Genomic DNA, 22,359 nt, shown 5'->3' with positions numbered 1-22,359 from the left:
CCACCCCCCGCCCAACGCCGGCGGGCGCCTCCCCACCCCAGGGAAGACGCCCGCCACACACCACCGGCCCAGGCCAGCAGGTCAGGCCGGCTCCAGCACCTTGCCCGCCTTAGGCTCCTGCGGCGAACGCCGCAACCGCTCCTTGGCCCGCTCCACCATCGTGTACAGCGTCGGCACCAGCACCAGCGTCAGCAACGTCGACGTCACCAGCCCGCCGATCACCACGATCGCCAGCGGCTGCGAGATGAACCCGCCCGACCCCGTCACACCCAACGCCATCGGCGTCAACGCGCAGATCGTCGCCACCGCCGTCATCAAGATCGGCCGCAACCGCTGCCGGCCACCCTCGACGACCGCCTCCACCACACCCATCCCCTGATCCCGATACTGATTGATCAGGTCGATGAGCACGATCGCGTTCGTCACCACGATGCCGATCAGCATCAACATGCCGATCAACGCCGGCACACCCATCGCCGTGTCCGTCGCCACCAGCAACCCCACCGCGCCCGTCGCCGCGAACGGCACCGACACCAGCAGGATCAACGGCTGCACGAAACTCCGGAACGTCGCCACCATGATCATGAACACGATCGCGATCGCCGCCAGCATCGCCAGCCCCAGATCCGCGAACGCCTCCTGCTGATCCGCCGACGCGCCCCCGATCTCGTACGACGCACCCGCCGACAACCCCAGACCGTCCAGCTTCTCCGTCAACGCCTGCGTCACACTGCCCAGATCAGCAGCCGTCGCCTTCGCCGACACCGTCGCCGACCGCTCACCGTCGATCCGCGTCACCTGCGTCGGACCCGCGACCCGCTCCACCTCGGCCACCGACGACAGCTTCACCAGACCCGCCGCCGTCGGCAACCGCAGATCCTCCACCGCCTTCACGTCCTCCGGCGCGTCACCGCCCCGCAGCACCAGATCACTCGCCCGCCCGTCCAGCGTCAGCTGACCCAGCGGCGCGCCCCGGAACGCCTGCGCCACCGCCTGGCCCACCGCCGCCTCCGACAGACCACGCTCGGCCGCCTCCTCACGGTCCACCCGCACCTCGATCCGAGGCGCCGACGACTCCAGGTTCGACGACACATCACGCAGACCCGCGACCTCACCCATCGCCGACGCCACCGCGTCCGCCGCCGACCGCAACGCCTGCTCGTCCGGCGCCCGCACGATCACCTCGACCCCGTCGGAGGAGAAACCCCCCGCACCCGCGGCGCCGACCGTCACCTCACCGATCCCCGACACCGACGCCAGCCGCTCACGCAACGCCTGCTCCACCGCCGGCGTGTCCACGCCCTCGGCCAGCGTCACCGAGTACGACGCCCGATCCGCGCCACCTCCGGCCCCGCCCATCATCGCGTTGCCGCCACCCACGGTCACTTGGTACGACTCCACACCCTCCACACCGGAGAGCACGTCCTCCACCTTCGCCGCGGCCTCGTCCGTCGTCCTGAGATCCGTGCCCACCGGCATCCGCTGGCTCAAGGACACCGAATTCTGCCCCGACGAATCCAGGAAGTTCGTCTGCAGACCACCCGCCAGCCCCATCGTGCCGACGAACACCGCCACACCGATCAGCACCGTCACCAGCTTGAACCGCGTCGCGAACCGCAACACCGGCAGATACGCCCGCTGCAACAGGCTGCGCCGCTCCTTGGCCTCGGCCACCTCACGCTGCTTACGCGCCTCCTCAGGAGACAGCGACGGCGCCTTCAGGAACCAGAACGCCAGCACCGGCACCACCGTCAGCGACACCACCAGCGACGCCAGCAACGCCACCGACACCGTGATCGCGAACGGGCTGAACAACTCACCCACCATGCCGCCCACGACCGCGATCGGCACGAACACCGCCACCGTCGTCAACGTCGAGGCCGTCACCGCCCCCGCCACCTCGCGCACACCCGCGAGGATCGCCGACAGCTTCGCCTCCCCATAACCCAGATGACGCTTGATGTTCTCCAGCACCACGATCGAGTCGTCGACCACCCGGCCCACCGCGATCGTCAACGCGCCCAGCGTCAGCATGTTCAGCGAGTAATCACCCGCCCACAGCACCAGCAGCGCGATCACCACCGACAGCGGGATCGACACCGCCGTCACCAGCGTCGAACGCACCGACAACAGGAACACCAGGATGACCAGCACCGCGAACACCAGGCCCAGCACGCCCTCGGTCGTCAGGTTCTCGATCGACTCCTCCACGTACGGAGCCTGATCGAACACCACCTCCACCGCGGTGTCCGAACTGTCACCCAGCGCCCGTGTCAGCTCCGGCAGCTTCTCCCGCACCTCGTGCGAGATCGCCACCGCGTTGCCGTCCGGCGTCATCGTCACCGACACGCCCAGGCTCGTCTTGCCGTCCGTACGCGTGATCGTCGTCGCGTCGGCCAGGCCGCGCTCCACCGTCGCCACATCACCCAGCCGCACCGGCTTCAACGGCCGGGGCTGCGCCACCGCCTGCGGCTGACCCTGCCGTGCCTGCTGCTGGGCCTGCTGCGGGACCTGCTGCCGGGCGGCAGGCTGCTGCGCCTGCGGCTGAGCCGGCGTCAGATACAACCCCTTCAGCTCCGCCAGCGAATCTACCCGCGACCCCACCTGCACCGTCAGCGACTTGCCGTCATCGACCAGCGTGCCCGCCGGGATCGGCGTCCCGTTCGCCCGCAGCACCTCGGGGATCTGCGCCGCCGACACCCCGGCCAGCGCCATCTTCTTCACATCCGGCGTGATCGTCACGACCTCGTCACGCGTACCCGTGACCTCGGCCTCCCGCACACCCTCGACCGCCTGCAGCTCCGGCACCATCACCTGACGCAGCTTGTCCGCCATCGCCCGCGGATCCCCGCCGTCACCCACCGCCAGCACCAGCACCGGCAGGTCATCGGTGTTACCCGCCACCACCTGCGGCTCCACATCAGCCGGCAGCCGGCTCTGCACCCGGCTCACCGCCTGCTGCATCTTGCTCACCGACTGCTCGATGTCCGTCCCGAACGCGAAAGCCACCTGGATCTGCGCCAGGCCCTCCTTCGACGTCGACGTCATCGACTCCATCCCGGCCAGCCCCTGGAACGCATCCTCCAGCGGCTCGGTGACCTGCTCCTCCACGATCTCCGGAGAAGCACCCGGATACGGCGCCACCACGAACGCGCCGGGAAAGGACAAGGACGGCAGCAACTGCTGCTTCAGCTGCGGGATCGTGAACGCGCCGAAGGCGCTGAGCACGACCGCGATCAATATCACAAGGCTGCGGTTGGCAAGGCTCAACCGGGCGAGTGCGGTCATGGAGGTGTCCCCTTCAAGAGTTCGCCCCGAGACTAACACTTCGCCTGATACGAATATTTAGCCCTACATGACTTTCCTGATAACCTTCTCAGGAACCGAGAGGTGTATGTGAACGACGAACGCGAAGACCTGATCCAGCGGATCTCCGACACCCAGCGCGGCCTCGGCCGAGTCTTCGCCCAGCACAAATCCCCCCTGTTCACCTCCAACCTCACCATGCGCCAGCTCAAGGTGATCATGCTGGTCGCCGTCAACGGCTCCGCCACCGGCCAGGACCTCGCCCACCACCTCGGCGTCGCCCTCGCCACCGTCACCGGCCTCGTCGACCGCCTCGTCGCCCACGGGCTCGTCAGCCGCCACGAGGACCCCCACGACCGCCGCGTACGCCGCGTCGAACTCACCGAGGCCGGCGCCAAGCTCGTCGAGGAGATCAACAACGTCGGGCTGCGGCAGTACCGGCGCATCATGGAGCACCTCGACACCGAGACGCTGCGCTGCCTCGACCACGTCACCACCCGCCTGCGCGAGGTCGCCGAGAAGCTCTACAAAGAGTGAGACTCCCCGTCGTTGATCGGTTGTTCTGCTCGGGCGATTCCTTGGAAACGTCCGAGCCCACGTCCTTTACAATGTAGATTTCTCGGTCAGGCCGGACAGCACCTCCGGCAGATCACCCTCGTAGGCCACCGTGAGCCGCCGCGTCGCCCGCGTCAGCGCCACATACAGGTCCCGCAACCCCATCGGCGACTGCCCCGCGATGCCCGCCGGATCCACCACCACGACCGCGTCGAACTCCAGCCCCTTGGCCTGCGTCACCGTCAGCGCCACCACCGGCGCGTCCAGGTCGCCGCCCGGGAACAGCTCCCCGGCCCGCTCCCGCAGCGCGTCGGGCACGAGCACGCCCACCCGGCCCTCGCCGATCGCCGCCAGCTCCTCGGCCGCCAGCGCCGGCACCCCCGCCAGGCCGCACCGCACCGCCCGCGGCGGCGCGTCACCCTCGCGCACCGACTCCGGCGGCCGCAGCCCCGGATCGATCGCCCGCAGCACCCGCGCCGCCACCCGCATGATCTGCGCCGGCGTCCGGTAGTTCACCTCCAGCCGCTCCACCCGCCACCGGCCCGCCAGATGAGGATCCAGCACGTCACCCCACGAACGCGCGCCCGCCGCCGACCCCGTCTGCGCGATGTCGCCCACCACCGTCAGCGACCTGGCCGGAACCCGCCGCATCACCATCCGCCACGCCATCGCCGACAGCTCCTGCGCCTCGTCGACGATCACGTGCCCGTACGCCCACGTCCGGTCGGCCGCCGCCCGGTCCGCCGTCGTCAGATCGTCACCGCCGCCGTCATGCCGGTCGGCCAGCATCGCCGCCTCGTTGAACACGCCCTCGTCCAGCAGGCCCGTCGTCGCCAGCACCTCGTAGGCGTACAGCTCCTGCTCACGCCGCTCCTCCAGCGCCGCCCGGCCCGCCACCCGCTCGGCCGAGTCGTCACGCCCCAGCAGCTCGGCCGCCTCGTCCAGCAGCGGCACGTCACCCACCGTCCACCCCGCCTCACGCGGGCGCACCAGCGCCCGCCAGTCCAGCCCCGCCGGCGCCAGCGCCCGCAACGTCCCCGGCGAGGACAGCAGCTCCGCGACCAGCCGCTGCGGCGCCAGCTCCGGCCACAGCGCGTCGACCGCCCGCCGCACCGCCGGTTCGGCCCACAGCCGCCGCGAGGCCAGCGCCACGTCCACCTCGTCCAGGTCACGCTCCAGGTCCAGCGGCTCGTGCAGCTCCGGATCCTCCAGCTCCATCTCCGCCAGCCGCAGCCCCGCCTCCAGCGCCCGCGCCTCGGCCAGGGCCAGCTCCTTCAGCAGCTCGGTCACGTACAGCTTGCGCGCCATGTTGTGCGGCAGCCGCACCGCCCGCGCCCGCACGCGCAGCCGCCGGCACACCTCGCCCGGCACCCGCAGCGTCAGCCCGTCGGCCACCACCTCCAGGTCGCCGTCCGGCACCCGCTGCCGGTCGCGGACCGCCGCCGCGACCAGCTCCGCCATCCGCGCGTCACCCTTGACCGCCGCCGCGCCCGGCGCGTCGGCGGCCGTCGCCCGCACGCCCGGGAACAGCTCGCCGAGCGTCGCCATCACCACCTGCGTCTCGCCCAGCGCCGGCAGCACCTGGCTGATGTAGCGCAGGAACATCGCGTTCGGCCCCACCACCAGCACGCCGCGCCGCTCCAGCGTGTCGCGGTGGGTGTAGAGCAGGTAGGCGGCCCGGTGCAGCGCCGCCACCGTCTTGCCCGTGCCCGGCCCGCCCTGCACCACCAGCGCGCCCTGCAGCGACGAGCGGATCACCCGGTCCTGCTCGGTCTGGATCGTCGCCACCACGTCGCCCATCCGGCCCGTCCGGCCCCGGCGCAGCGCCGCCAGCAGCGCCGCCTCGCCCACCAGCGAACGCCGGTCGCCGTCGCTCATCCCCTCCAGGTCGAACACCTCGTCGTCCAGCCCCACGACGGTGCGGTCCCGCGTGTGCAGATGGCGGCGCCGCACCAGCCCGCCCGGATCGGTCGCCGTCGCCAGGTAGAACGCGCGGGCCGCGGGCGCCCGCCAGTCGATCAGCACCGACTCGTGCTCCTCGTCGCGCAGCCCGATCCGCCCCACGTACGTCGTGCGCCCCGCCCGGTCGTCGACCCGGCCGAAACACAGGCCGCGCTCGACCGCGTTGAGCTGCGCCAGCCGGCGCGCCTGCTCGGCCGCCAGCGCCTCGCGCTCCACCCTGGCCTGCCGCGACCCGCCCGCGTCACGCCCGTACACGTCGCGCAGCAGCTCCGCCGTCCGCCGGCGGGCCTCGTCCAGCCTGGCGTAGAGCGCCGAGACGACACCCTGCTCGGTGTCAAGGGCTTCCGCAAGAGCATCTTGACGATTCGCCATTCTGTGATATACTCCTAACAGGAGGCTTTGTGGGCTGTCGCCGTTCTGAGCAGTCGAGCCTACCCGTTCCCGTGCGTCCGCGGCAAGCCCGACGGTGTATCCAGGTGCACCCCGGGCCGGGATTCACCGCCATTACCCCGCCGAGCCGCCATCCCTAGGCTCGCGGCATGACCGTGAAACGTACTCTCGGCGCAGCCGTGCTGAGCTTGGCCTTCGTCATGGCGGGCGCCGCGCCGGCGGAGGCGGCCCCACGGGACGTCGTCCGGACCGACACGGGCCTGGTGCGAGGCGAGACCGCCCGCGACCACCGGACCTTCCGGGGCATCCCCTACGCCGCTCCCCCGGTCGGCGACCTGCGCTGGCGGTCGCCCCAGCCGGCGCCCGCCTGGCGTGGGGTCCGCGACGCGACACGCCCCGGTGACAGATGCGCCCAGTCCACGGACCTGTGGGGACTGCCGGCCAGCGACAGCGAGGACTGCCTGTACCTCGACGTGACCGCCCCGCGCCCGGCCACCGCGCGCAGCCCCAGGCCCGTCATGGTCTGGCTGCACGGCGGCAGCCTGACCAAGGGAGCCGGCAGCGACTACGACGCCACCCGCCTGGCCACGCGCGGCGACGTCGTGGTGGTCACCGTCAACTACCGGCTGGGCGTGTTCGGCTTCTTCGGTCATCCCGGGCTGGCGGGCGGCGGGGCCTACGGGCTGGAGGACCAGCAGGCCGCCCTGCGCTGGGTCCAGCGCAACGCCGCGGCCTTCGGCGGCGACCCGCGCAACGTCACGCTGTTCGGGGAGTCCGCCGGAGCGCACTCGGTCTGCGCCCACCTGGCGTCGCCCACCGCCGCCGGCCTCTTCCACCGGGCGATCACCCAGAGCACGTTCTGCTCCCAGACCGCCTTCACCGGCAGCCGCCTGAGGCCGGTCATGGACCTCCCCATGTGGGTGCCCAAGACCGCCCACGAGGCGCACGGCGCCACCACCGCCACCGCGCTCGGCTGCACCGACCCGAAGACAGCCGTCGCCTGCCTGCGCCGCAAGCCCGTCTCACAGCTCCTCGCGCAGCAGCCGCTCCCCCTCCCCGGCTACGGCAACGCCGTGCTGCCCGCCGATCCCGCCACCGTGTTCGCACAGGGCCGCTTCCACCGCGTGCCGATCCTCACCGGCATCACCCGTGACGAGGGGACGCTGTTCACCTCGCTGATCTTCCCCGGTCTCACCGAGCAGGAATACCAGCAGGGCCTGCGGGACCTCTTCGGCGACGACGCCGCGGCGATCGCGGCCGAGTACCCGTCCCGCGGGCGGCCCGCGCAGGCCGTGGCGGCGATCATGAGCGATCTCGACTGGGCCTGGGCCGGCCGAGCCAGCGACCGCCTGCTCAGCGAGCGCACCCCCGTCTACTCCTACGCCTTCGCCGACCGCACCGCGCCGCCGATCTTCCCCCTTCCCGGCGGCGTCGAGCCGCTCGCCTCGCACGGATCGGAACTGTCGTTCCTGTTCCCCGGGGCCCCGCTCACCCGCGAGCAGCGCGAGCTCGGCGACCTGATGATCGCGTACTGGTCACGCTTCGCCGCGACCGGCGACCCCAACGCTCCCGGCCTGCCACGCTGGAAGCCCGTACGCGCCGGGCACGTCCATCGCCTGGCCCCGGGCCCCGGCGGCGTCGGCGGCTACGACCAGGACGCCCTGCACAACCTGGCCTTCTGGGACCGCCTGGCACATCGCCCGTAGGTGGCCGATCAGTGGGCATGCGTGGTGAATCCGTGGCCACCACGCATGTCCCGCACCACCACCCCGGCACATACTGATCTCCACGAACCCGGACGAGGACGAAGGAGATCACCGTGGCCGGCGACGTACTGAACGAGGCCTACGCACGATTCCACCGCACCGGCCCCGAATGGGGCGAGAACCAGCTCACCAACCACGGCCCGATGGCCGTCGAAGTGCTCGTGCGCCGAGGCCACGCCGACCGCGTGGACCGCTGGATGACCGGCTACCTCGACCGGCTCGACGACCTGCCCGGCCGCACCGCCGACATCGACGACGCCACCTGGGCCGAAGCGCTCGGCGACGGGCGGCGCGTCGGCGACTGGACCGCGTACTTCACCCGCCTGCTGGCCGAACAGCCCTGGCGCGACGTGCTCGCCACCTGGTGGGCCCGCCTGCTGCCCGGCGTCCTGGCCGGCACCACCCACGGCGTCATCAGGGTCGGCCACGCCACCCGCGCCCTCCTGGCCGGCGCCGAAGGCCCCTCCCCGCTCGGCGAACTCGCCCACGGCCTCGCCTTCTGGGCCGCCCGCTCCCAGCCCGTGCCCGCCGCCGGCCGCCCCTCCGGGACGCTCGACCCGCACGCCGCCCTGGACGCCCTGCCCCGCATCCCCGACCAGAGCGGCTACGTCGCCGACCGGCTCGGGCAGCTTCCCCGCCTGCCCGGCTGGGACGCCACGGTCACCGCGCTGCGCCCCGCCGCCACCCCCGACGACGTACGCGCCCGCCTGGCCGACCTCGTCACCGCGGCCACCCTGCGCTACCTCACCCACGGCCACGGCGCGCCCGTCCTGCTCGTCCACACCGCCACCGCCCCCAACGCCGTCCTGCACGCGCTGCCCGCGCTCCCGCACCAGCTGTGGGAGCCCAGCCTGACCGCGATCTGGACCACCACCGCCGCGATCTTCTCCGCCTACGCCCCCGCGCGCCCAGCCCCGGCCGAGACGCTGCCCGGCGCACCCACCGACTCCGACGGGGCCGCCGACGTGGTGGAGCGGGCCGTCGCGCACGCCGACGAGCACGTCATCAAGTTCACCGACACCGCGGCCGAGGTCTACACCCGCACCGGAGACCCCCGCGCCCTCGCCGCCTGCCTCCGCGCCGGCGCCCTCATCGAACCACCCCGCTGAACCGCCCCGCCCGCGCCGAACCGCCCCGCCGAGAGGACAGACCCCCCGTGAACGACACCGTCACCTCCGCCGACGGCACCCCCATCGCCTGCACGATGATCGGCTCCGGCCCCGCCCTGCTCGTCGTCAACGGCGCCCTCGCGCACCGCGACTCCCACCCCACCGAGGGCATCCTCGCCCGCTCCCTGACCGACCGGCACACCGTCATCACCTACGACCGGCGCGGGCGCGGCGCCAGCGGCCCCGCCCGCCCCGCCCTGCCCGCCGCCGACGCCGTCGCGGCCGAGATCGCCGACGTCGCCGCCCTCATCGACCTGGCCGGGGGCAAGGCCGCCGTGCTCGGCCTGTCCTCCGGCGCCGTCCTGGCCCTGGAAGCCGTACGCGCCGGGCTGCCGATCACCGCGCTCGCCCTGTGGGAGCCGCCGTTCGTCGTCAACGGCGCGCGCCCGCCGCTCGGCCCCGGCTACCGCGAACGCCTCCAGCGGGCCCTGGCCGAAGGCCGGCCCGGCGACGCGCTCGCCCAGTTCTTCGCCGAGGCCGCCGGGTTCCCCGCCGAGGCCGTCGCCCCGATGCGCGCCGAACCGTTCTGGGCCGGCATGGAACGGCTCGCGCCCTCACTCGCCCACGACGCCGCCGTCATGGGCGACACCCAGAGCGGCGACCCGGCCGCCCTGGACCGCTTCGCCGGCGTCGGCGTCCCCGCCCTCGTCATGTACGGCGGCGCGAGCGAGCCCTGGCTCGCCGGGGCCGCCACGGCGCTGGCCGCCGTGCTGCCCGACGCCACGCTGCGCGAGCTGCCCGGCCAGGACCACGACGTGGCCCCCGACCTGCTGATGACGGCGCTCACCACCTGGCTGCCCGCCTGCTGACCGGCAGGGCGCCTCAGCGGTAGGAGTCGATCAGCCGGGCCAGGTGCCTGCCCGCCACGAGCAGCGGCGTCCGGCTCTGCGACACCTGCGCGGACATCTCGGCGCCTTCCAGCGTGTTGACCACCGTGTGCGCGAGGTCGGCCGCCACGTCACCGGCGAACCCCGACCGGCGCAGCCTGGCCGCCACCACGGCACGCCAGTGGGCGAACGCCTCGTCGGCGGCGCGCTGGATGTCGGGCACCCGCCCGGAGCTCTCCAGCGCGGTCGTGGTGATCGGGCACCCGTCCAGCCAGCCGGAGTCGCTGAGCCCCTGCGCCAGGCGTTCGGCGCACACGATCATCGCCTGCGCCGGGTCGTCCGCCTCGTCCAGGACCTCACGCAGGAAGGCGGCGAACTCCTCGTCGCCGTGGCGCACCGCCGCGACCGCCAGCTCCGCCTTGCCGCCGGGGAAGAAGTGGTAGACGGAGCCGAGCGTGGCCCGCGCCTCCTGGGAGATCTGCTTCAGCCCGGTCGCCTCGTAGCCCCGCCGCTGCATCAGCCGGGAGGTGGCCCGGACGATCCGCTCCCGGGTGCCGAGCTCGTGCGTCGTCATGCCGCCATCCTACTGAGTAGAACGTTCGTTTTAGTCGTGCTAGGGTCCTCCACGTTGAATAGAACGTTCGTTTTAGCCGGAGGAGTCCTTCATGACCGCCACGTCCGTGACCGTGATCGGCCTGGGCCCCATGGGCCACGCCATGGCCACCACCTACCTCGACCGGGGCTACGACCTCACCGTCTGGAACCGCACCCCCGCCAAGGCCGCCGCCCTCGTCGCCCGCGGCGCCCGCCTCGCCCCCACCGTCGAGGACGCACTGCGGGCCAGCGACCTCGCCGTGCTCAGCCTGACCGACTACACCGCCGTGTACGCCATCCTCGAACAGGCCCCCGCCGCCCTGGCCGGACGTACCGTCGCCAACCTCACCTCCGACACCCCCGCCCGCGCCCGCGAGGCGGCCGCCTGGCTCGCCCGCCACGGCGCCGTCCAGCTCACCGGCGGCGTCCAGGTGCCCCCGCCCGGCATCGGCACCCCCGGCGCCATGACCTACTACAGCGGCCCCGCGGAGGCGATCGAGACCCACCGGGCCGCCCTCGAGACGCTCACCGGCATCGACCACCTCGGCGAGGACCCCGGACTGGCCGCCCTGTACTACCAGATCGGCATCGACATGTTCTGGATCGGCCTGACCGGCTACCTGCACGGACAGGCGCTGGCGCAGGCCAACGGCATCTCGGCGCAGGACTTCCTGCCGCACGCCCTCAAGACCGTCGACTTCCGCTACTTCCTGGAGTTCTACGCGCCCCGCATCGACGCCGGCAACCACGCGGGCGACGTGGAGACGCTCTCCATGGCCGTGGCCAGCCTCGAACACGTGGTGCGCACCGCCGAGGAGTCCGGCGTCGACGCCTCGCTCCCCGCGGCCACCCTGGACCTCTTCCGTCGCGGCGTCGCCGCCGGCCGCGACCAGGACAGCCTCACCAGCCTCGTCGAGGTCGTCCAGAAGGGTTGATCGCGGCTCGCCGCACCGACCGGGTGCCTTTACAAAGTAGATTCAGAGCGCTCGCCCGCCCCGCCCGGCGGTCCGGCGCGGGCGCCGTGCTAGCTTCTTCGGCCATGTCCGACTACTTGCGTGCGCTGTTCTCCCTCGACGGCCGCCGGGCCCTGGTCACCGGCGGCAGCTCCGGCATCGGCTACGAGATCGCCGAGGCCCTCGGCCGGGCCGGCGCCGAGCTCGTCATCGTCGCCCGCAGGCAGCCCGAACTGGACAAGGCCCTCGACCGGCTCGCCGGCCACGGCGTCCGCGCCACCGCCATCAGCGCCGACCTGGGCGAGCGCGCCGCCGTCCGCCGCGTGTGCGAGCAGGCCGGGCAGATCGACATCCTGGTCAACGACGCCGCCAACAACATCCGCAAGCCCATGGCCGAGCTCACCGAGGACGACTACGACCAGACGATCGCCGTCAACCTGACCGCCCCGTACCTGCTCGGCCAGCACTACGGGCCCCGCATGGCCGAACGCGGCTGGGGCCGCATCATCAACATCGGCTCCCAGCAGACCGTCAGCGCGTTCGGCGACAGCGGCGTCTACGGCGCCGCCAAGGCCGCCATCGGCGGCCTGACCCGCTCCCAGGCCGAGGCGTGGTCGCCGCGCGGCGTGTGCGTCAACACGATCATCCCCGGCTTCGTGCTCACCCCGCTCACCGAGCCGGCCCAGGCCGTCCCCGGCCGTGTCGAACAGCTCGCCGCCCGCCACATGACCCGCCGCAACGGCGTGCCCGCCGACTTCGCCGGCGCCGCCGTGTTCCTCGCCGGTGACGCCTCGGCGTTCGTCACCGGGCAGATGCTGTACGTGGACGGCGGGTTCTCCGTTCACTGACCGCCTTCACAAAGTAGATCACTTACGCCGGACCTGGCGGACGCCCCTGCCCGGGTGCCACATGTCGATGACCAGCTCGTCGCCCTCCACCCGGGTCAGGGCCATCTCCGTCACCTCGATCCTGAACAGGTGCGAGCCGGTGCCCGGCAGCTCGAACGCCGCCAGCGTCGCCTCGTCGGTGATCTCCTGGGCCCGCCCGGCGAGCTTCGCGTCGCCCTCCCAGACGCCGCCGCCCGGTGGCTCGGGCGGCGTGGCGACGTGCAGCGCCATGCGCGGGTCGCGGCGCAGGTCGAGCGCCTTGACCGCGCCGGGCATCGACCCCATCCACAGCTCGCCGTCGCGGAACTGCGTCTCGGTGCCGCTCACCCGGGGCGACCCGTCCGCGCGCAGTGTGGCCAGCACCTTGTGCTGCTGGGCCTCCAGCAGCCGCCGCACCTTCGCGGCCAGCTCGGGAGCCGCGGCTTCGACATCGGTCCATGAAGTCATGCGCACCACATTAGTAAATGTATGCTCATTTACAAACCTGCACGAAGGAGCGGCATGGCCAGACCCCGCACGACCAGCGACGAGGCGATCCTCGAGGCGGCCGCCCGGGCCATCGGCCGGCACGGGGCGCAGGGCTTCACGCTGGCCGCGGCCGCCCGCGAGGCCGGGCTGGCGGCGGCCACGCTCGTGCAGCGGTTCGGCTCCAAACGCGGGCTGCTGCTCGCCGTCGCCGCCCACTCCGCACGCACCGTCGCCGCCCCCTTCGAGCGGGCCAGGGACGAGCACCCGGCGCCGCTGGCCGCCCTGCACGCCGCCCTGGAGGCGCTCGCCTCCGGCGTCGCCACGCCCCACGAGCTCGCCCGCAGCCTCGGCTTCCTGCAGCTCGACCTGACCGACCCCGGCTTCCGCGAGCACGCCGCCGAGCACGCCCGGCGGATGCGGCAGGAGATCGCCACCCTGCTCGCCGACGCCGTCACCGCGGGCGAGCTCGCCGCCGGCACCGACGTGGCGGCGCTGTCGCGCGCCGTGCAGGTCACCTACAACGGGACGCTCATCGTGTGGGCGCTGTCCGGCGACGGCACCCTGGCCGCCGCCCTGCGCGACGACCTGGCCGCGACCCTGCGCCCGTACGTGGCGGATGACGGGAAAGCCTGATCGACATTTCCCACTATTAACCGATAAAAGGGGATTTATCGAATGGGTTGTTGAGCCGGGGAGTAGGTTATTGTTACCTCCCGAATACTGTCGACGCAGTATTTGCGGGCTGGAAGCTTATCGCGCTGACCGTAAAAGGGGGTGCATATGTCCTACAATGACGCTGTTCAGCCATGCCTGGTCGTCACCAGCCGGCCGATGGCGGGCGCGAGTTTCGAAATCTTCACCGGTCACACCGAGATCGGCAGCGCCCACGGCGCCGGCATCCAGCTGGACTGCGACGGGGTCAGCCGTCGCCACGCCTCCATCGACAACGACGGCCGCCGCACCGTGATCAGCGATCTCGGCTCGCTCAACGGCACCTGGGTCAACGGCCGCAAGCTCACCTCCGGCCACGTGCTGCGCGACGGCGACCAGGTCCGCATCGGCTTCGCCACGCTGCGGTTCATGCAGGCCGAAGAGCCCGAGCCGGAGTACGGCTACCGCTTCGGCGACGTGGCCGGGCCGGTCAACGCCGGCAGCGGCCACCTCAACGCGGGCGGCAGGCAGCAGATCGCCGGGCGCGACATCTACGGCGACACCGTCCACGTCACCGACGACTACGACCCGTGGGACGAGGTGTTCCAGGGACGCGGCCCCGGGCGCGGCATCGCCGTCCTCGGCGCGTGCGTGTCACTTCTGGGATTCGCGCTTTTCGCCGGCGTCATCTTCAGCGGATTCTCCGGAAATCTCCTCGACGACCCTTTCGCACAGGAATTGGTGGCCGGAATACCGTCGGCGCCCGCCGGATTCGCGCTGTTCCTCGGCGGCGGACTGCTCGCCGCCCTCGGCCTGTCCATGGCGAAAGCCGCTCGCAAAAGAACCGAGCCCCGTAAAGGGCGGCGGCGGCAGAGAGGCGGCGCCCGATGAGCGGGGAAACCTTCCGGTTCGGCGACGTACGCGGCCCGGTCAACGCCGGCAGCGGCAACCTGAACATCCACGGCCACCAGCAGATCGCCGGCCGCGACCTGCGCACCGGCCCCGCCACCGACCCCGCCACCGCGCTCCGCGCCGACCTCGACACCCTGCGCCGCGCCCTGGACGACCTGCGGCTCACCCCCGCCGAACACCGCACCGCCGAGACCGAGCTGACCGCGCTGGAGCACGAAGCCGCCCAGCCCTCCCCCGACCCCGGCCGCATGGGCCGCCACCTCCAGGCGTTCACCACCACCCTCGAACATGCCGGAGCGCTCGCCGGAGCGGGCCTCGCGGTCATCCAGGCCATCACCGCCATCGCCACCTGGCTCGGCCCCGCCGGCCACCAGGCCCTCTCCCTCCTCGGCCTCTAGGACACCGGCCCGTCAAGGCGATCCAACCCCCCTTTACGCCGCCGGGCGTGCCGCCACAGGAGGTAGCCGGCCGGCAGCACGAGCACCAGCAGCCGGGCGGGGTCGTCGCGGAGGTCGTCGAACCGGAGCAGGCTCAGCAGGCCGGCGCGCAGGGAGTCGTCCCCGGTGAGGAGCGGGGCCAGGGCGACCAGCCCCCACACCACCAGGGCGTCCAGAACCGCCGCCGCCGCGCGCCGCCCCGGGACCGGCGGCGCCGGGGAGCCGGAGGCGAGCAACACCAGCAGGGCCGCCACCAGCAGGCACAACTCCCAGAGCCCCCAGCCGCCCGGCAACGCCCCGAACCACTCCGCGCCGAACACCGGCAGCGAGCCGGAGCAGATGCCGTCCCCCCGGTAGTCGGCCGAGAGCGGCCGGGCGAGCGCGACCAGCGCCAGCACCCCGGCGGCACGCGGTCCCGCCGTCGCCGAACGCCGCCGCACGAGGGCGACCAGCACGGCCACCACCGGCACGGCCCAGACGATCGCGAGCTCGGTGAGCGTGGCGAGGTCGTCGCGCAACGGCAGGAACGGCGAGCGATCGATCGCGTCGTACGGGCGTACGCAGCGGATGACGCCCTCGGTGAAGCCCCCGTCGTCGCGCTCCTCGTACAGGCCGGCCGCCGCGTACAGGGAGGACCGGTCGAACCAGCTCTTCCAGGTGTCCCAGGTGGGGTAGCTCGCGGCGGCGATGGCCGCCGGCCAGGCCAACGGGGCTGAGGGTGACACGTCACGGGCTCCTTCGCTTCCCGGCGAACCCTACCGGTGATCTTGGGCCTCACGACCGTTCCCCATCGCAGAGATGACGGCCGCCCGCCCGAGGTCTACCCGGTGGAGCCCCGGACGACCAGGGAGGTCGGCAGGATCCGCGGGGCAGGGGTGGCGCCTTCGTTGATCATCGTGATGACCGCCGCGGCCGCCGCTGTCCCGAAGCCCGCCTTGTCCTGGGCCACGGTGGTCAGCCCCGGCGGCACCAGAGCGGCCAGCTCGATGTCGTCGAACCCGACCAGCGCGATGTCCTCGGGCACCTTCAGCCCCGCCTCGGTCACGGCCCGCAGCGCGCCGATCGCCATCTCGTCGCCCGCGGCGAACACCGCGTCGGGCCGCTCCTCCAGCTCCAGCAGGGCGCGCATCGCGGTGTAGCCGCCGGACAGGTAGAAGTCGCCCTCGACGACCAGTTCCGGCCGGTGCGCCAGGCCGAGCGCGGCCAGTTCGTCCAGGTAGCCGCGCAGCCGCTCGGCGCCCGGCCTGGTGCCGGCCGGGCCGGTGATGGTGGCGATGGCCCGGCGCCCGATCGCGTGCAGGTGGCGGACCGCCTCACGGGCCCCGCCCACGTTGTCGGAGGTCACGTAGGTGGTCCACGGTCCCCGTACGGGCCGGTCGAGGGAGACGCAGGGCACCTCCGACTCCGCCAGCGGCTGGAGCGAGGGGTCGGCTCTGCCGTTGTCTATGAAGACCACGCCGTCGAGGTTGTGCCTGCGCACGGCGCGGAGAAAGCTGTCGGGCGTGCCGTCCTCGCTGGTGGCGAGCATGAGCAGGTGGTAGCCGCGCTCGCTCAGCGCGGTCTTCAGCCCGATGAGGATCTCTTGGAAGAACGGGTGCCGCCAGCCGGGGCGGCGGTGGTCGGTGTCCCAGATGAGGCCCACCATGTGGGATCTCTTGGTGGCCAGGGTGCGGGCCGACTCGTTGGGCAGGTATCCGATGCGTGCCGCGGTGCTGAGGATCAGCTCGCGGGTCTGGGCGTTCACCACCTCGGGGTTGTTGAACACGCGGGAGACAGTCGCCGGTGACACCCCGCAAAGGCGCGCCAGCTCTCGAATCGTTGCCACGGACGTACGCTATCGCATCTCGCTGAAACCGGTTTCATGTAACCGGTTGCATGAAACCTATGTGAGGGTCCATCCCCTGTCAATCAATCACCGTCGATTTCCGACACGTGACGTTTCTGTGACTTGACAGAGGGTGGCAGCAGTATGTGAGATGACGCTCTAACAGGCCGATGCCGCACCGTTGCCGCGGGGCTCGGCCTTCATCGCATCTCGCAGTCACCCTTTCTCTCCCCTCGAAGGAGTCCCAGGTGTCTGCAGGACGAACCCGTCTCGCCGCCGGAGCGCTGGTCATCGGCATGCTCGCCGCCGGTTGCGGCGGCTCCCCCTCCGCCGGCTCCACGCCGACCGACGGCAAGATCACACTGACGCTCAACCTGTTCGGGAACATGGGCTTCAAGGAGCTCTACGCCAAGTACGAGGCCGCCCACCCCAACATCAAGATCGTCGAAAGGACGTCGGCGTACAACGACCACCACCGCAACCTCGCGGCGCACCTGGCCACCCGCAGCGGCGCCGCCGACGTCGAGGCGATCGACACCGGCTTCATCGCCCAGTTCAGGAACCAGCCCCAGCACTTCGCCGACCTGCGCCAGCACGGCGCCGACCAGCTCAAGGACCGCTGGCTGCCGTGGAAGTGGGAGGCGTCGCTGGCCAAGTCGGGAGCCCAGATCGGCTACGGCACCGACGTCGGCGGCCTGGCCATGTGCTACCGCCGCGACCTGTTCGAAAAGGCCGGGCTGCCCACCGACCGTGACAAGGTCGCCGAGCTCTGGCCCGACTGGACGTCCTACTTCGAGACCGGCAAGCGCTACACCGCCAAGAAGCCCGAAGGCGCCGCGTTCTTCGACGGCGGCCCCCAGGTGTTCAACGCGATGGTCGGCCAGATGGAGACCGGCTACTACGACACCCAGGACAACGTCGTGGTCGCCACCAACCCGGCCATCCGCTCCGCCTACGACCAGGTGCTCGAGGCCGTGGCCGAAGGCCAGTCGGCCAAGCTCGTCGGCAGCTCGCCCGCCTGGAACACCGGCTTCGCCAAGAGCCAGTTCGCCACCATCGCCTGCCCCGCCTGGATGCTCGCCAAGATCCAGGACCAGGGCAAGGCCTTCGCCGGGCAGTGGGACGTGGCCGCCATCCCGGGCGGCGGCGGCAACTGGGGCGGCTCGTACCTGACCGTCCCCGCCCAGGGCAAGCACACGAAGGAGGCCGTGGCGCTGATCGCCTGGCTGACGGCGCCCGAACAGCAGATCGAGGTGTTCACCAAGCACGGCATTCTGCCCTCGACCGTGGCCACGTACGACAAGCCCGAGGTGACGGGGCTCAAGCACGAGTTCTTCAACGACGCGCCGATCGGCCAGATCTTCACCACCGCCGCCCGCAACCTCAAGCCGCAGTACCAGGGCCCGAGGGCCGGCGACATCCAGACGGCCATCCGCGACGCGATCAACCGCGTGGAGGAAGGCAAGCAGGACGGCGCCGAGGCGTGGACGCAGATGCTCGGGGACGTCGAGCGCATCAGCAAGTGACGCGCGCCGACCTGTGAAAGCCGGTGACGGCGGGCGGTCAGGGCCCGCCGTCACCACCCGCCCCCCGAGGAGCCACCATGACCTCCGCCAGATCAGGGCCCCGGCGCCGCTGGGCCTACCAGCTCGACGTCAAGGGCTCGCCGTACCTGTACATCGCGCCGTTCTTCCTGCTGTTCGGCCTGGTGGGCATGTTCCCGCTGCTGTACACCGCCTACGTCTCCCTCACCGACTGGAACCTGCTGGACCCGGCCCACGAGTGGGTGGGCCTGGCCAACTACGCCGACCTGCTGGCCGACGACTACTTCTGGAACGCGCTGTTCAACACCGTCAGCATCTGGCTGTTGTCCACCGTGCCCCAGCTGCTGGCCGCGCTGTTCATCGCGCACATGCTCAACCGCAGGCTGCGCGCCCGCACGCTGTTCAGGATGGGCGTGCTGCTGCCCAACGTGACCTCGATCGTCGCGGTCACGATCATCTTCGCCCAGCTCTTCGGCCGCGACTTCGGCATGGTGAACTGGGCTCTCGAACTGGTGGGCCTGGATCCGATCGACTGGCAGGCCGGCACGCTCTCGTCGCACGTCGCGATCTCGCTGATCGTCATCTGGCGGTGGACCGGCTACAACGCCCTCATCTACCTGGCCGCCATGCAGACCATCCCCGAGGACCTGTACGAGGCGGCCCGGCTGGACGGCGCGAGCCAGTTCACCCAGTTCCGGAGGATCACCGTGCCGATGCTCCGCCCCACGATCATCTTCACCGCCGTCGTGTCCACCATCGGCGGCTTCCAGATCATCGCCGAACCGCTGCTGTTCCAGGCCGGCACCGGCAACCCGACCGGCGGCTCGGACCGCCAGTTCCAGACCGTCGGCCTCTACCTCTACGAGCAGGGCTTCAGCCTGTACGAGTTCGGCTACGCCTCGGCGATCGCCTGGACCCTCTGCATGATCATCGTGGTCATGGCGCTCGTCAACTTCGCCATCACGCGCAGGATCAGGAGCAGCTGACATGGCCGCCGTCACCGCCGTCCGACGCCGCTTCCATCCCCAAGGGGCGGGGTTCTGGACGTACGCCGCGCTCATCGCCGTCCTGCTCGGCTCGCTGTTCCCCGTCTACTGGTCGCTGGTCGTGGCCTCCCACGACAATGACGCCATCGCCAGCGTCCCGCCGGTCCTCACCCCCGGCGGCCACCTGTTCGAGAACATCGCCCGGGTCTTCGACACCACCGCGTTCGGGCAGGCGATGCTCAACTCCGTCCTCGTCTCCAGCTCGGTCACCGTCTCGGTCGTGCTGTTCTCCACGCTGGCCGGCTTCGCCTTCGCCAAGCTGCGCTTTAGGGGGCGCAACGTGCTGCTCGTCATGGCCATCGCCACCACCACCGTGCCGCAGCAGCTCGGCATCATCCCGCTGTACATCCTCATGGCGGAGCTCGGCTGGACCGGCAGGCTCGAGGCGGTGATCGTGCCCGGCCTGGTCACCGCGTTCGGCGTGTTCCTCATGACCCAGTACCTCTCCAGCGCCATCCCCGACGAACTGCTGGAGGCCGGGCGCATCGACGGGTGCAGCACGCTGCGGCTGTTCTGGCACGTCGTGCTGCCCGCCGCCCGCCCGGCCGCCGCCGTGCTCGGGCTGTTCACCTTCATGCAGGCCTGGAACGACTTCTTCTGGCCGCTGGTCGTCCTCACCCCGGAGAACCCGACCGTCCAGGTCGCGCTCTCCAGTCTGGCCAGCGGCTACACCACCGACTACGCGCTCGTGCTCACCGGCACCGTGCTCGCCATCGTGCCGATCGTGGCCGTCTTCGCCGCGCTGGGCCGTCAGATCATTGGGGGAATCATGTCAGGAGCGATCAAGGGATGAACCGGGAACGTACCGCCTTTCCCCCTGGATTCGTGTGGGGCACGGCCACCGCCGCCTACCAGATCGAGGGCGCCGTGGCCGCCGACGGGCGCGGGCCCTCCATCTGGGACACGTTCTGCCGCGTCCCCGGCGCCGTGGCCGGAGGCGACAGCGGCGAGCACGCCTGCGACTTCTACCACCGCTGGCCGCAGGACGTGGAGCTGATGGACCGGCTCGGCGCCGGGGCCTACCGCTTCTCGCTGGCCTGGCCCAGGATCATGCCCGACGGCGACGGCCGGGTGAACCAGCGCGGCCTCGACTTCTACCGGAAGCTCGCCGACACCCTGCGCGAGCGCGGCATCGAGCCGTACGTCACCCTCTACCACTGGGACCTGCCCCAGGCGCTGGAGGACCGCGGCGGCTGGCGCGCCCGCGACACCGCCGCACGCTTCGCCGACTACGCCGAGGTCGCGCACGAGGCGCTGGGCGACACGGTGACACAGTGGATCACGCTGAACGAGCCGTACTGCTCGTCCATCGTCGGCTACGCCGAAGGCCGCCACGCGCCCGGCGCCCGCGAGGGACACGGCGCGCTCGCCGCCGCCCACCACCTGCTGCTGGGCCACGGCCTCGCGGTGGCCAGGCTACGGGCGCGGGCACGGCCGGGACAGCAGGTCGGCATCACGCTCAACATGTCGCCCACCGTGCCCGCGACCGGCTCGGCCGCCGACGCGGAGGCAGCGCGCAAGATGGACCTGCTGGTCAACCGGCAGTTCACCGACCCGCTGCTGCTCGGCGCCTACGCCTCCGACATGGCGGAGGTCTTCGGCGCGATCAGCGACTTCTCCTTCCGCCGCGAGGGCGACCTGGACGTCATCGGCGCCCCGCTGGACTTCCTGGGGGTCAACTACTACTACCGCATCCACGCCGCCGCGGCCCCGTACCAGCAGGCGGACCCCGCACTGCGCTCCGCCTTCGACCTGGGCGTGCGCAGCGTCACCCCGGACGGGGCTGCGACCAGCGGGCTGGGCTGGCCGATGGAGCCGCACGGGCTCCACGAGACCCTGCTCGGCCTGGCCCGGCGCTATCCGGCGCTGCCGCCGATCTTCATCACCGAGAACGGCTACGGCGACGACGGAACCCTCGACGACACCGGCCGGGTCGGCTTCCTGCGCGACCACCTGGCCGCCATCCGCACCGCGATGGCCGACGGCGTGGACGTGCGCGGCTACTTCTGCTGGTCGCTGCTGGACAACTTCGAGTGGGCCCGCGGGTACGCCGCCCGGTTCGGGCTCGTCCACGTCGACTACGAGACCCAGGCCCGCACGGAGAAGGCGAGCTTCCACTGGCTGCGCGAGTTCATCAGGAACCAGGAGTGAACACCCCGGCGACCGGCCCGGCACCTCCTCAGCATGAGCGCCGCCCCACGGGAGTGCGCCTCGCAGGGCATCTGCCCGTACGGCGCGACGCGGCCCCCGCCGCACCAGGTCCGGTGGCTTGTTCCGTCAGGTCTCAGGACCCGTGCGGCAGATCCGGCTCGGGAGGTGATCTTCGGTAGGTCCGGTGGATGACAGTATCGCGCCCTGGTACGCCAAAGGATTGCATGGGACTGGGCCTCCGTGAAGCCACACGGTCAGGGCAGGTCGTAGACCGTGACCGCGATACCGCGCTCGGTAGCCGGCTTCCGGCTGCCGACGTCGTTGCACACGTGGCTGATGACCTTTGGTCCCTGGCCGTGGGGATGGGTCGCGTCGCCGGTCACATAAGAGATCACGGTGTGGAAGGTACGCCAGCGCCCTGACATTCGTGTCCCGCGCGATTTTCAGGAGAAGGCCTTCTGCGGATGCCGCCTTCGAACGGCGAACCGGGCGATCGTCTTCGTGGTGGCCGGAGGGTCCTGTCGGTGTCCTCGATGGTCAAGGTCGTTTCAGCATGACCGATACGGGGCCCTTTACAAAGTAGATTCATTTCGAGTGGACTCCCTCGTAGGTGCGCGGCCCGAGGCTGCCCTGCCCAAATCGACGATCTCCACGATCTGCCAGGCCATCGTGGCCGCGGACGACTCCTGGTGCCGCCGCGACCTGGCGAACGTCGTGCTGCACCACCTGTTCCTGGACGCCTCCCATGTCAAGACGCATGAGAGGCAGCAGGCCGAGCCGATCCTGACCGCCCGGCCTTGACAGCTCCGGCCACACCCGATGCCCGCTCACTGGAGGACGTAACGCCCGCCGCGTACTCCGAACGTCACCACCGGGTTCTGCGGAACGGCAACTGGCGACACTTCAATGCGCGACT

The 22,359-nt window shown here is 71.5% G+C and carries 21 protein-coding genes; 14 read left to right on the top strand and 7 right to left on the bottom strand.

The features are described 5' to 3' along the window. Positions 1–81 precede the first annotated feature (81 nt). Positions 82–3,288, bottom strand: coding sequence for an efflux RND transporter permease subunit (locus AB0G11_RS09485; protein ID WP_357585033.1), 3,207 nt, complete (start codon positions 3,286–3,288; stop codon positions 82–84). 108 nt (positions 3,289–3,396) lie between these two features. Here AB0G11_RS09485 and AB0G11_RS09480 point away from each other — a divergent pair, with 108 nt between their 5' ends. Next, positions 3,397–3,843 (top strand): MarR family transcriptional regulator, encoded by a 447-nt coding sequence (locus tag AB0G11_RS09480; protein WP_219517217.1) that lies wholly within the window; start codon positions 3,397–3,399, stop codon positions 3,841–3,843. 66 nt (positions 3,844–3,909) lie between these two features. On the opposite strand, the gene AB0G11_RS09475 is transcribed toward AB0G11_RS09480, so the two are convergent. Further along, positions 3,910–6,195, bottom strand: a complete 2,286-nt coding sequence (locus AB0G11_RS09475) for an ATP-binding domain-containing protein (protein WP_357585031.1) — start codon at positions 6,193–6,195, stop codon at positions 3,910–3,912. A gap of 167 nt (positions 6,196–6,362) precedes the next feature. On the opposite strand from AB0G11_RS09475, the gene AB0G11_RS09470 reads away from it, so the two are divergent. The 3 genes from AB0G11_RS09470 to AB0G11_RS09460 all read left to right on the top strand — a co-directional run bounded on the left by AB0G11_RS09470 (position 6,363) and on the right by AB0G11_RS09460 (position 9,957). After that, positions 6,363–7,919, top strand: coding sequence for a carboxylesterase family protein (locus AB0G11_RS09470; RefSeq protein WP_357585029.1), 1,557 nt, complete (start codon positions 6,363–6,365; stop codon positions 7,917–7,919). A 113-nt stretch (positions 7,920–8,032) separates the two neighbouring features. Continuing rightward, positions 8,033–9,088, top strand: a complete 1,056-nt coding sequence (locus AB0G11_RS09465; protein ID WP_357585027.1) for a hypothetical protein — start codon at positions 8,033–8,035, stop codon at positions 9,086–9,088. Between the two features lie 47 nt (positions 9,089–9,135). Beyond that, positions 9,136–9,957: an alpha/beta hydrolase gene (locus AB0G11_RS09460; RefSeq protein WP_357585025.1), complete on the top strand. Its 822-nt coding sequence runs from the start codon at positions 9,136–9,138 to the stop codon at positions 9,955–9,957. Between the two features lie 13 nt (positions 9,958–9,970). On the opposite strand, the gene AB0G11_RS09455 is transcribed toward AB0G11_RS09460, so the two are convergent. Further along, positions 9,971–10,549 (bottom strand): TetR/AcrR family transcriptional regulator, encoded by a 579-nt coding sequence (locus AB0G11_RS09455; protein WP_357585023.1) that lies wholly within the window; start codon positions 10,547–10,549, stop codon positions 9,971–9,973. Positions 10,550–10,640: 91 nt separating this feature from the next. Here AB0G11_RS09455 and AB0G11_RS09450 point away from each other — a divergent pair, with 91 nt between their 5' ends. Together AB0G11_RS09450 and AB0G11_RS09445 are read left to right on the top strand one after the other, a co-directional pair. Further along, positions 10,641–11,504 carry an NAD(P)-binding domain-containing protein gene (locus AB0G11_RS09450; RefSeq protein WP_357585021.1) on the top strand — a complete coding sequence of 288 codons (864 nt, stop codon included), beginning with the start codon at positions 10,641–10,643 and terminating at the stop codon, positions 11,502–11,504. Between the two features lie 104 nt (positions 11,505–11,608). Beyond that, the gene (locus AB0G11_RS09445) at positions 11,609–12,370 is read left to right on the top strand and encodes an SDR family oxidoreductase (RefSeq protein WP_357585019.1); all 762 of its coding nucleotides are present in this window, start codon (positions 11,609–11,611) and stop codon (positions 12,368–12,370) included. Between the two features lie 18 nt (positions 12,371–12,388). On the opposite strand, the gene AB0G11_RS09440 is transcribed toward AB0G11_RS09445, so the two are convergent. Further along, a complete protein-coding gene (locus tag AB0G11_RS09440) occupies positions 12,389–12,856 on the bottom strand; it encodes a pyridoxamine 5'-phosphate oxidase family protein (RefSeq protein ID WP_357585017.1) in 468 nt (155 codons plus the stop codon). A 54-nt stretch (positions 12,857–12,910) separates the two neighbouring features. On the opposite strand from AB0G11_RS09440, the gene AB0G11_RS09435 reads away from it, so the two are divergent. From AB0G11_RS09435 to AB0G11_RS09425, 3 genes are all read left to right on the top strand, one after another. Beyond that, complete coding sequence (locus tag AB0G11_RS09435; RefSeq protein ID WP_357585015.1) at positions 12,911–13,510, top strand: TetR family transcriptional regulator; 600 nt, start codon at positions 12,911–12,913, stop codon at positions 13,508–13,510. A 147-nt stretch (positions 13,511–13,657) separates the two neighbouring features. Continuing rightward, positions 13,658–14,419, top strand: coding sequence for an FHA domain-containing protein (locus AB0G11_RS09430; RefSeq protein WP_357585013.1), 762 nt, complete (start codon positions 13,658–13,660; stop codon positions 14,417–14,419). Continuing rightward, entirely contained in the window at positions 14,416–14,838 is a 423-nt protein-coding gene (locus tag AB0G11_RS09425) for a DUF5955 family protein (protein WP_357585011.1), read from the top strand. The genes AB0G11_RS09430 and AB0G11_RS09425 overlap by 4 nt, the downstream gene beginning before the upstream one ends. Here the strand turns inward: AB0G11_RS09425 and AB0G11_RS09420 are convergent. Both AB0G11_RS09420 and AB0G11_RS09415 read right to left on the bottom strand, forming a co-directional pair. After that, the gene (locus tag AB0G11_RS09420; protein ID WP_357585009.1) at positions 14,835–15,602 is read right to left on the bottom strand and encodes a hypothetical protein; all 768 of its coding nucleotides are present in this window, start codon (positions 15,600–15,602) and stop codon (positions 14,835–14,837) included. The two genes, AB0G11_RS09425 and AB0G11_RS09420, sit on opposite strands and share 4 nt — an antisense overlap. 95 nt (positions 15,603–15,697) lie before the next feature. After that, the gene (locus AB0G11_RS09415) at positions 15,698–16,702 is read right to left on the bottom strand and encodes a LacI family DNA-binding transcriptional regulator (protein WP_357585007.1); all 1,005 of its coding nucleotides are present in this window, start codon (positions 16,700–16,702) and stop codon (positions 15,698–15,700) included. Positions 16,703–16,950: 248 nt separating this feature from the next. Here AB0G11_RS09415 and AB0G11_RS09410 point away from each other — a divergent pair, with 248 nt between their 5' ends. The 4 genes from AB0G11_RS09410 to AB0G11_RS09395 all read left to right on the top strand — a co-directional run bounded on the left by AB0G11_RS09410 (position 16,951) and on the right by AB0G11_RS09395 (position 21,443). After that, positions 16,951–18,228, top strand: coding sequence for an ABC transporter substrate-binding protein (locus AB0G11_RS09410; protein ID WP_357585005.1), 1,278 nt, complete (start codon positions 16,951–16,953; stop codon positions 18,226–18,228). A gap of 77 nt (positions 18,229–18,305) precedes the next feature. Further along, complete coding sequence (locus tag AB0G11_RS09405; protein WP_357585003.1) at positions 18,306–19,232, top strand: sugar ABC transporter permease; 927 nt, start codon at positions 18,306–18,308, stop codon at positions 19,230–19,232. Position 19,233: 1 nt separating this feature from the next. Beyond that, on the top strand, positions 19,234–20,085 hold the full coding sequence (locus tag AB0G11_RS09400; protein ID WP_219517198.1) for a carbohydrate ABC transporter permease: 852 nt from the start codon (positions 19,234–19,236) through the stop codon (positions 20,083–20,085). Continuing rightward, the gene (locus AB0G11_RS09395) at positions 20,082–21,443 is read left to right on the top strand and encodes a GH1 family beta-glucosidase (protein ID WP_357585001.1); all 1,362 of its coding nucleotides are present in this window, start codon (positions 20,082–20,084) and stop codon (positions 21,441–21,443) included. The genes AB0G11_RS09400 and AB0G11_RS09395 overlap by 4 nt, the downstream gene beginning before the upstream one ends. A gap of 254 nt (positions 21,444–21,697) precedes the next feature. Here the strand turns inward: AB0G11_RS09395 and AB0G11_RS09390 are convergent, their stop codons facing one another. After that, a complete protein-coding gene (locus tag AB0G11_RS09390; RefSeq protein WP_219517196.1) occupies positions 21,698–21,838 on the bottom strand; it encodes a hypothetical protein in 141 nt (46 codons plus the stop codon). 199 nt (positions 21,839–22,037) lie between these two features. Here AB0G11_RS09390 and AB0G11_RS09385 point away from each other — a divergent pair, with 199 nt between their 5' ends. Then, entirely contained in the window at positions 22,038–22,244 is a 207-nt protein-coding gene (locus tag AB0G11_RS09385) for a hypothetical protein (RefSeq protein WP_357584999.1), read from the top strand. The last annotated feature ends 115 nt before the right edge of the window (positions 22,245–22,359 follow it).

Source organism: Nonomuraea sp. NPDC023979 (genome assembly GCF_040639085.1).
Lineage (GTDB): Bacteria > Actinomycetota > Actinomycetes > Streptosporangiales > Streptosporangiaceae > Nonomuraea > Nonomuraea ceibae.
Note: the sequence above shows the minus strand (reverse complement) of the source record. Positions and strands in the feature narration are given on the sequence as shown.

What these genes read in the sequence shown, in the direction of transcription:
- AB0G11_RS09400 (WP_219517198.1), top strand. Translation starts at nt 19,234, where the DNA reads ATGGCCGCCGTCACCGCCGTCCGACGCCGCTTCCATCCCCAAGGGGCG.
- AB0G11_RS09455 (WP_357585023.1), bottom strand. Translation starts at nt 10,549, where the DNA reads ATGACGACGCACGAGCTCGGCACCCGGGAGCGGATCGTCCGGGCCACC.
- AB0G11_RS09445 (WP_357585019.1), top strand. Translation starts at nt 11,609, where the DNA reads ATGTCCGACTACTTGCGTGCGCTGTTCTCCCTCGACGGCCGCCGGGCC.
- AB0G11_RS09475 (WP_357585031.1), bottom strand. Translation starts at nt 6,195, where the DNA reads ATGGCGAATCGTCAAGATGCTCTTGCGGAAGCCCTTGACACCGAGCAG.
- AB0G11_RS09395 (WP_357585001.1), top strand. Translation starts at nt 20,082, where the DNA reads ATGAACCGGGAACGTACCGCCTTTCCCCCTGGATTCGTGTGGGGCACG.
- AB0G11_RS09430 (WP_357585013.1), top strand. Translation starts at nt 13,658, where the DNA reads ATGTCCTACAATGACGCTGTTCAGCCATGCCTGGTCGTCACCAGCCGG.
- AB0G11_RS09440 (WP_357585017.1), bottom strand. Translation starts at nt 12,856, where the DNA reads ATGACTTCATGGACCGATGTCGAAGCCGCGGCTCCCGAGCTGGCCGCG.
- AB0G11_RS09405 (WP_357585003.1), top strand. Translation starts at nt 18,306, where the DNA reads ATGACCTCCGCCAGATCAGGGCCCCGGCGCCGCTGGGCCTACCAGCTC.
- AB0G11_RS09450 (WP_357585021.1), top strand. Translation starts at nt 10,641, where the DNA reads ATGACCGCCACGTCCGTGACCGTGATCGGCCTGGGCCCCATGGGCCAC.
- AB0G11_RS09435 (WP_357585015.1), top strand. Translation starts at nt 12,911, where the DNA reads ATGGCCAGACCCCGCACGACCAGCGACGAGGCGATCCTCGAGGCGGCC.
- AB0G11_RS09425 (WP_357585011.1), top strand. Translation starts at nt 14,416, where the DNA reads ATGAGCGGGGAAACCTTCCGGTTCGGCGACGTACGCGGCCCGGTCAAC.
- AB0G11_RS09470 (WP_357585029.1), top strand. Translation starts at nt 6,363, where the DNA reads ATGACCGTGAAACGTACTCTCGGCGCAGCCGTGCTGAGCTTGGCCTTC.
- AB0G11_RS09485 (WP_357585033.1), bottom strand. Translation starts at nt 3,288, where the DNA reads ATGACCGCACTCGCCCGGTTGAGCCTTGCCAACCGCAGCCTTGTGATA.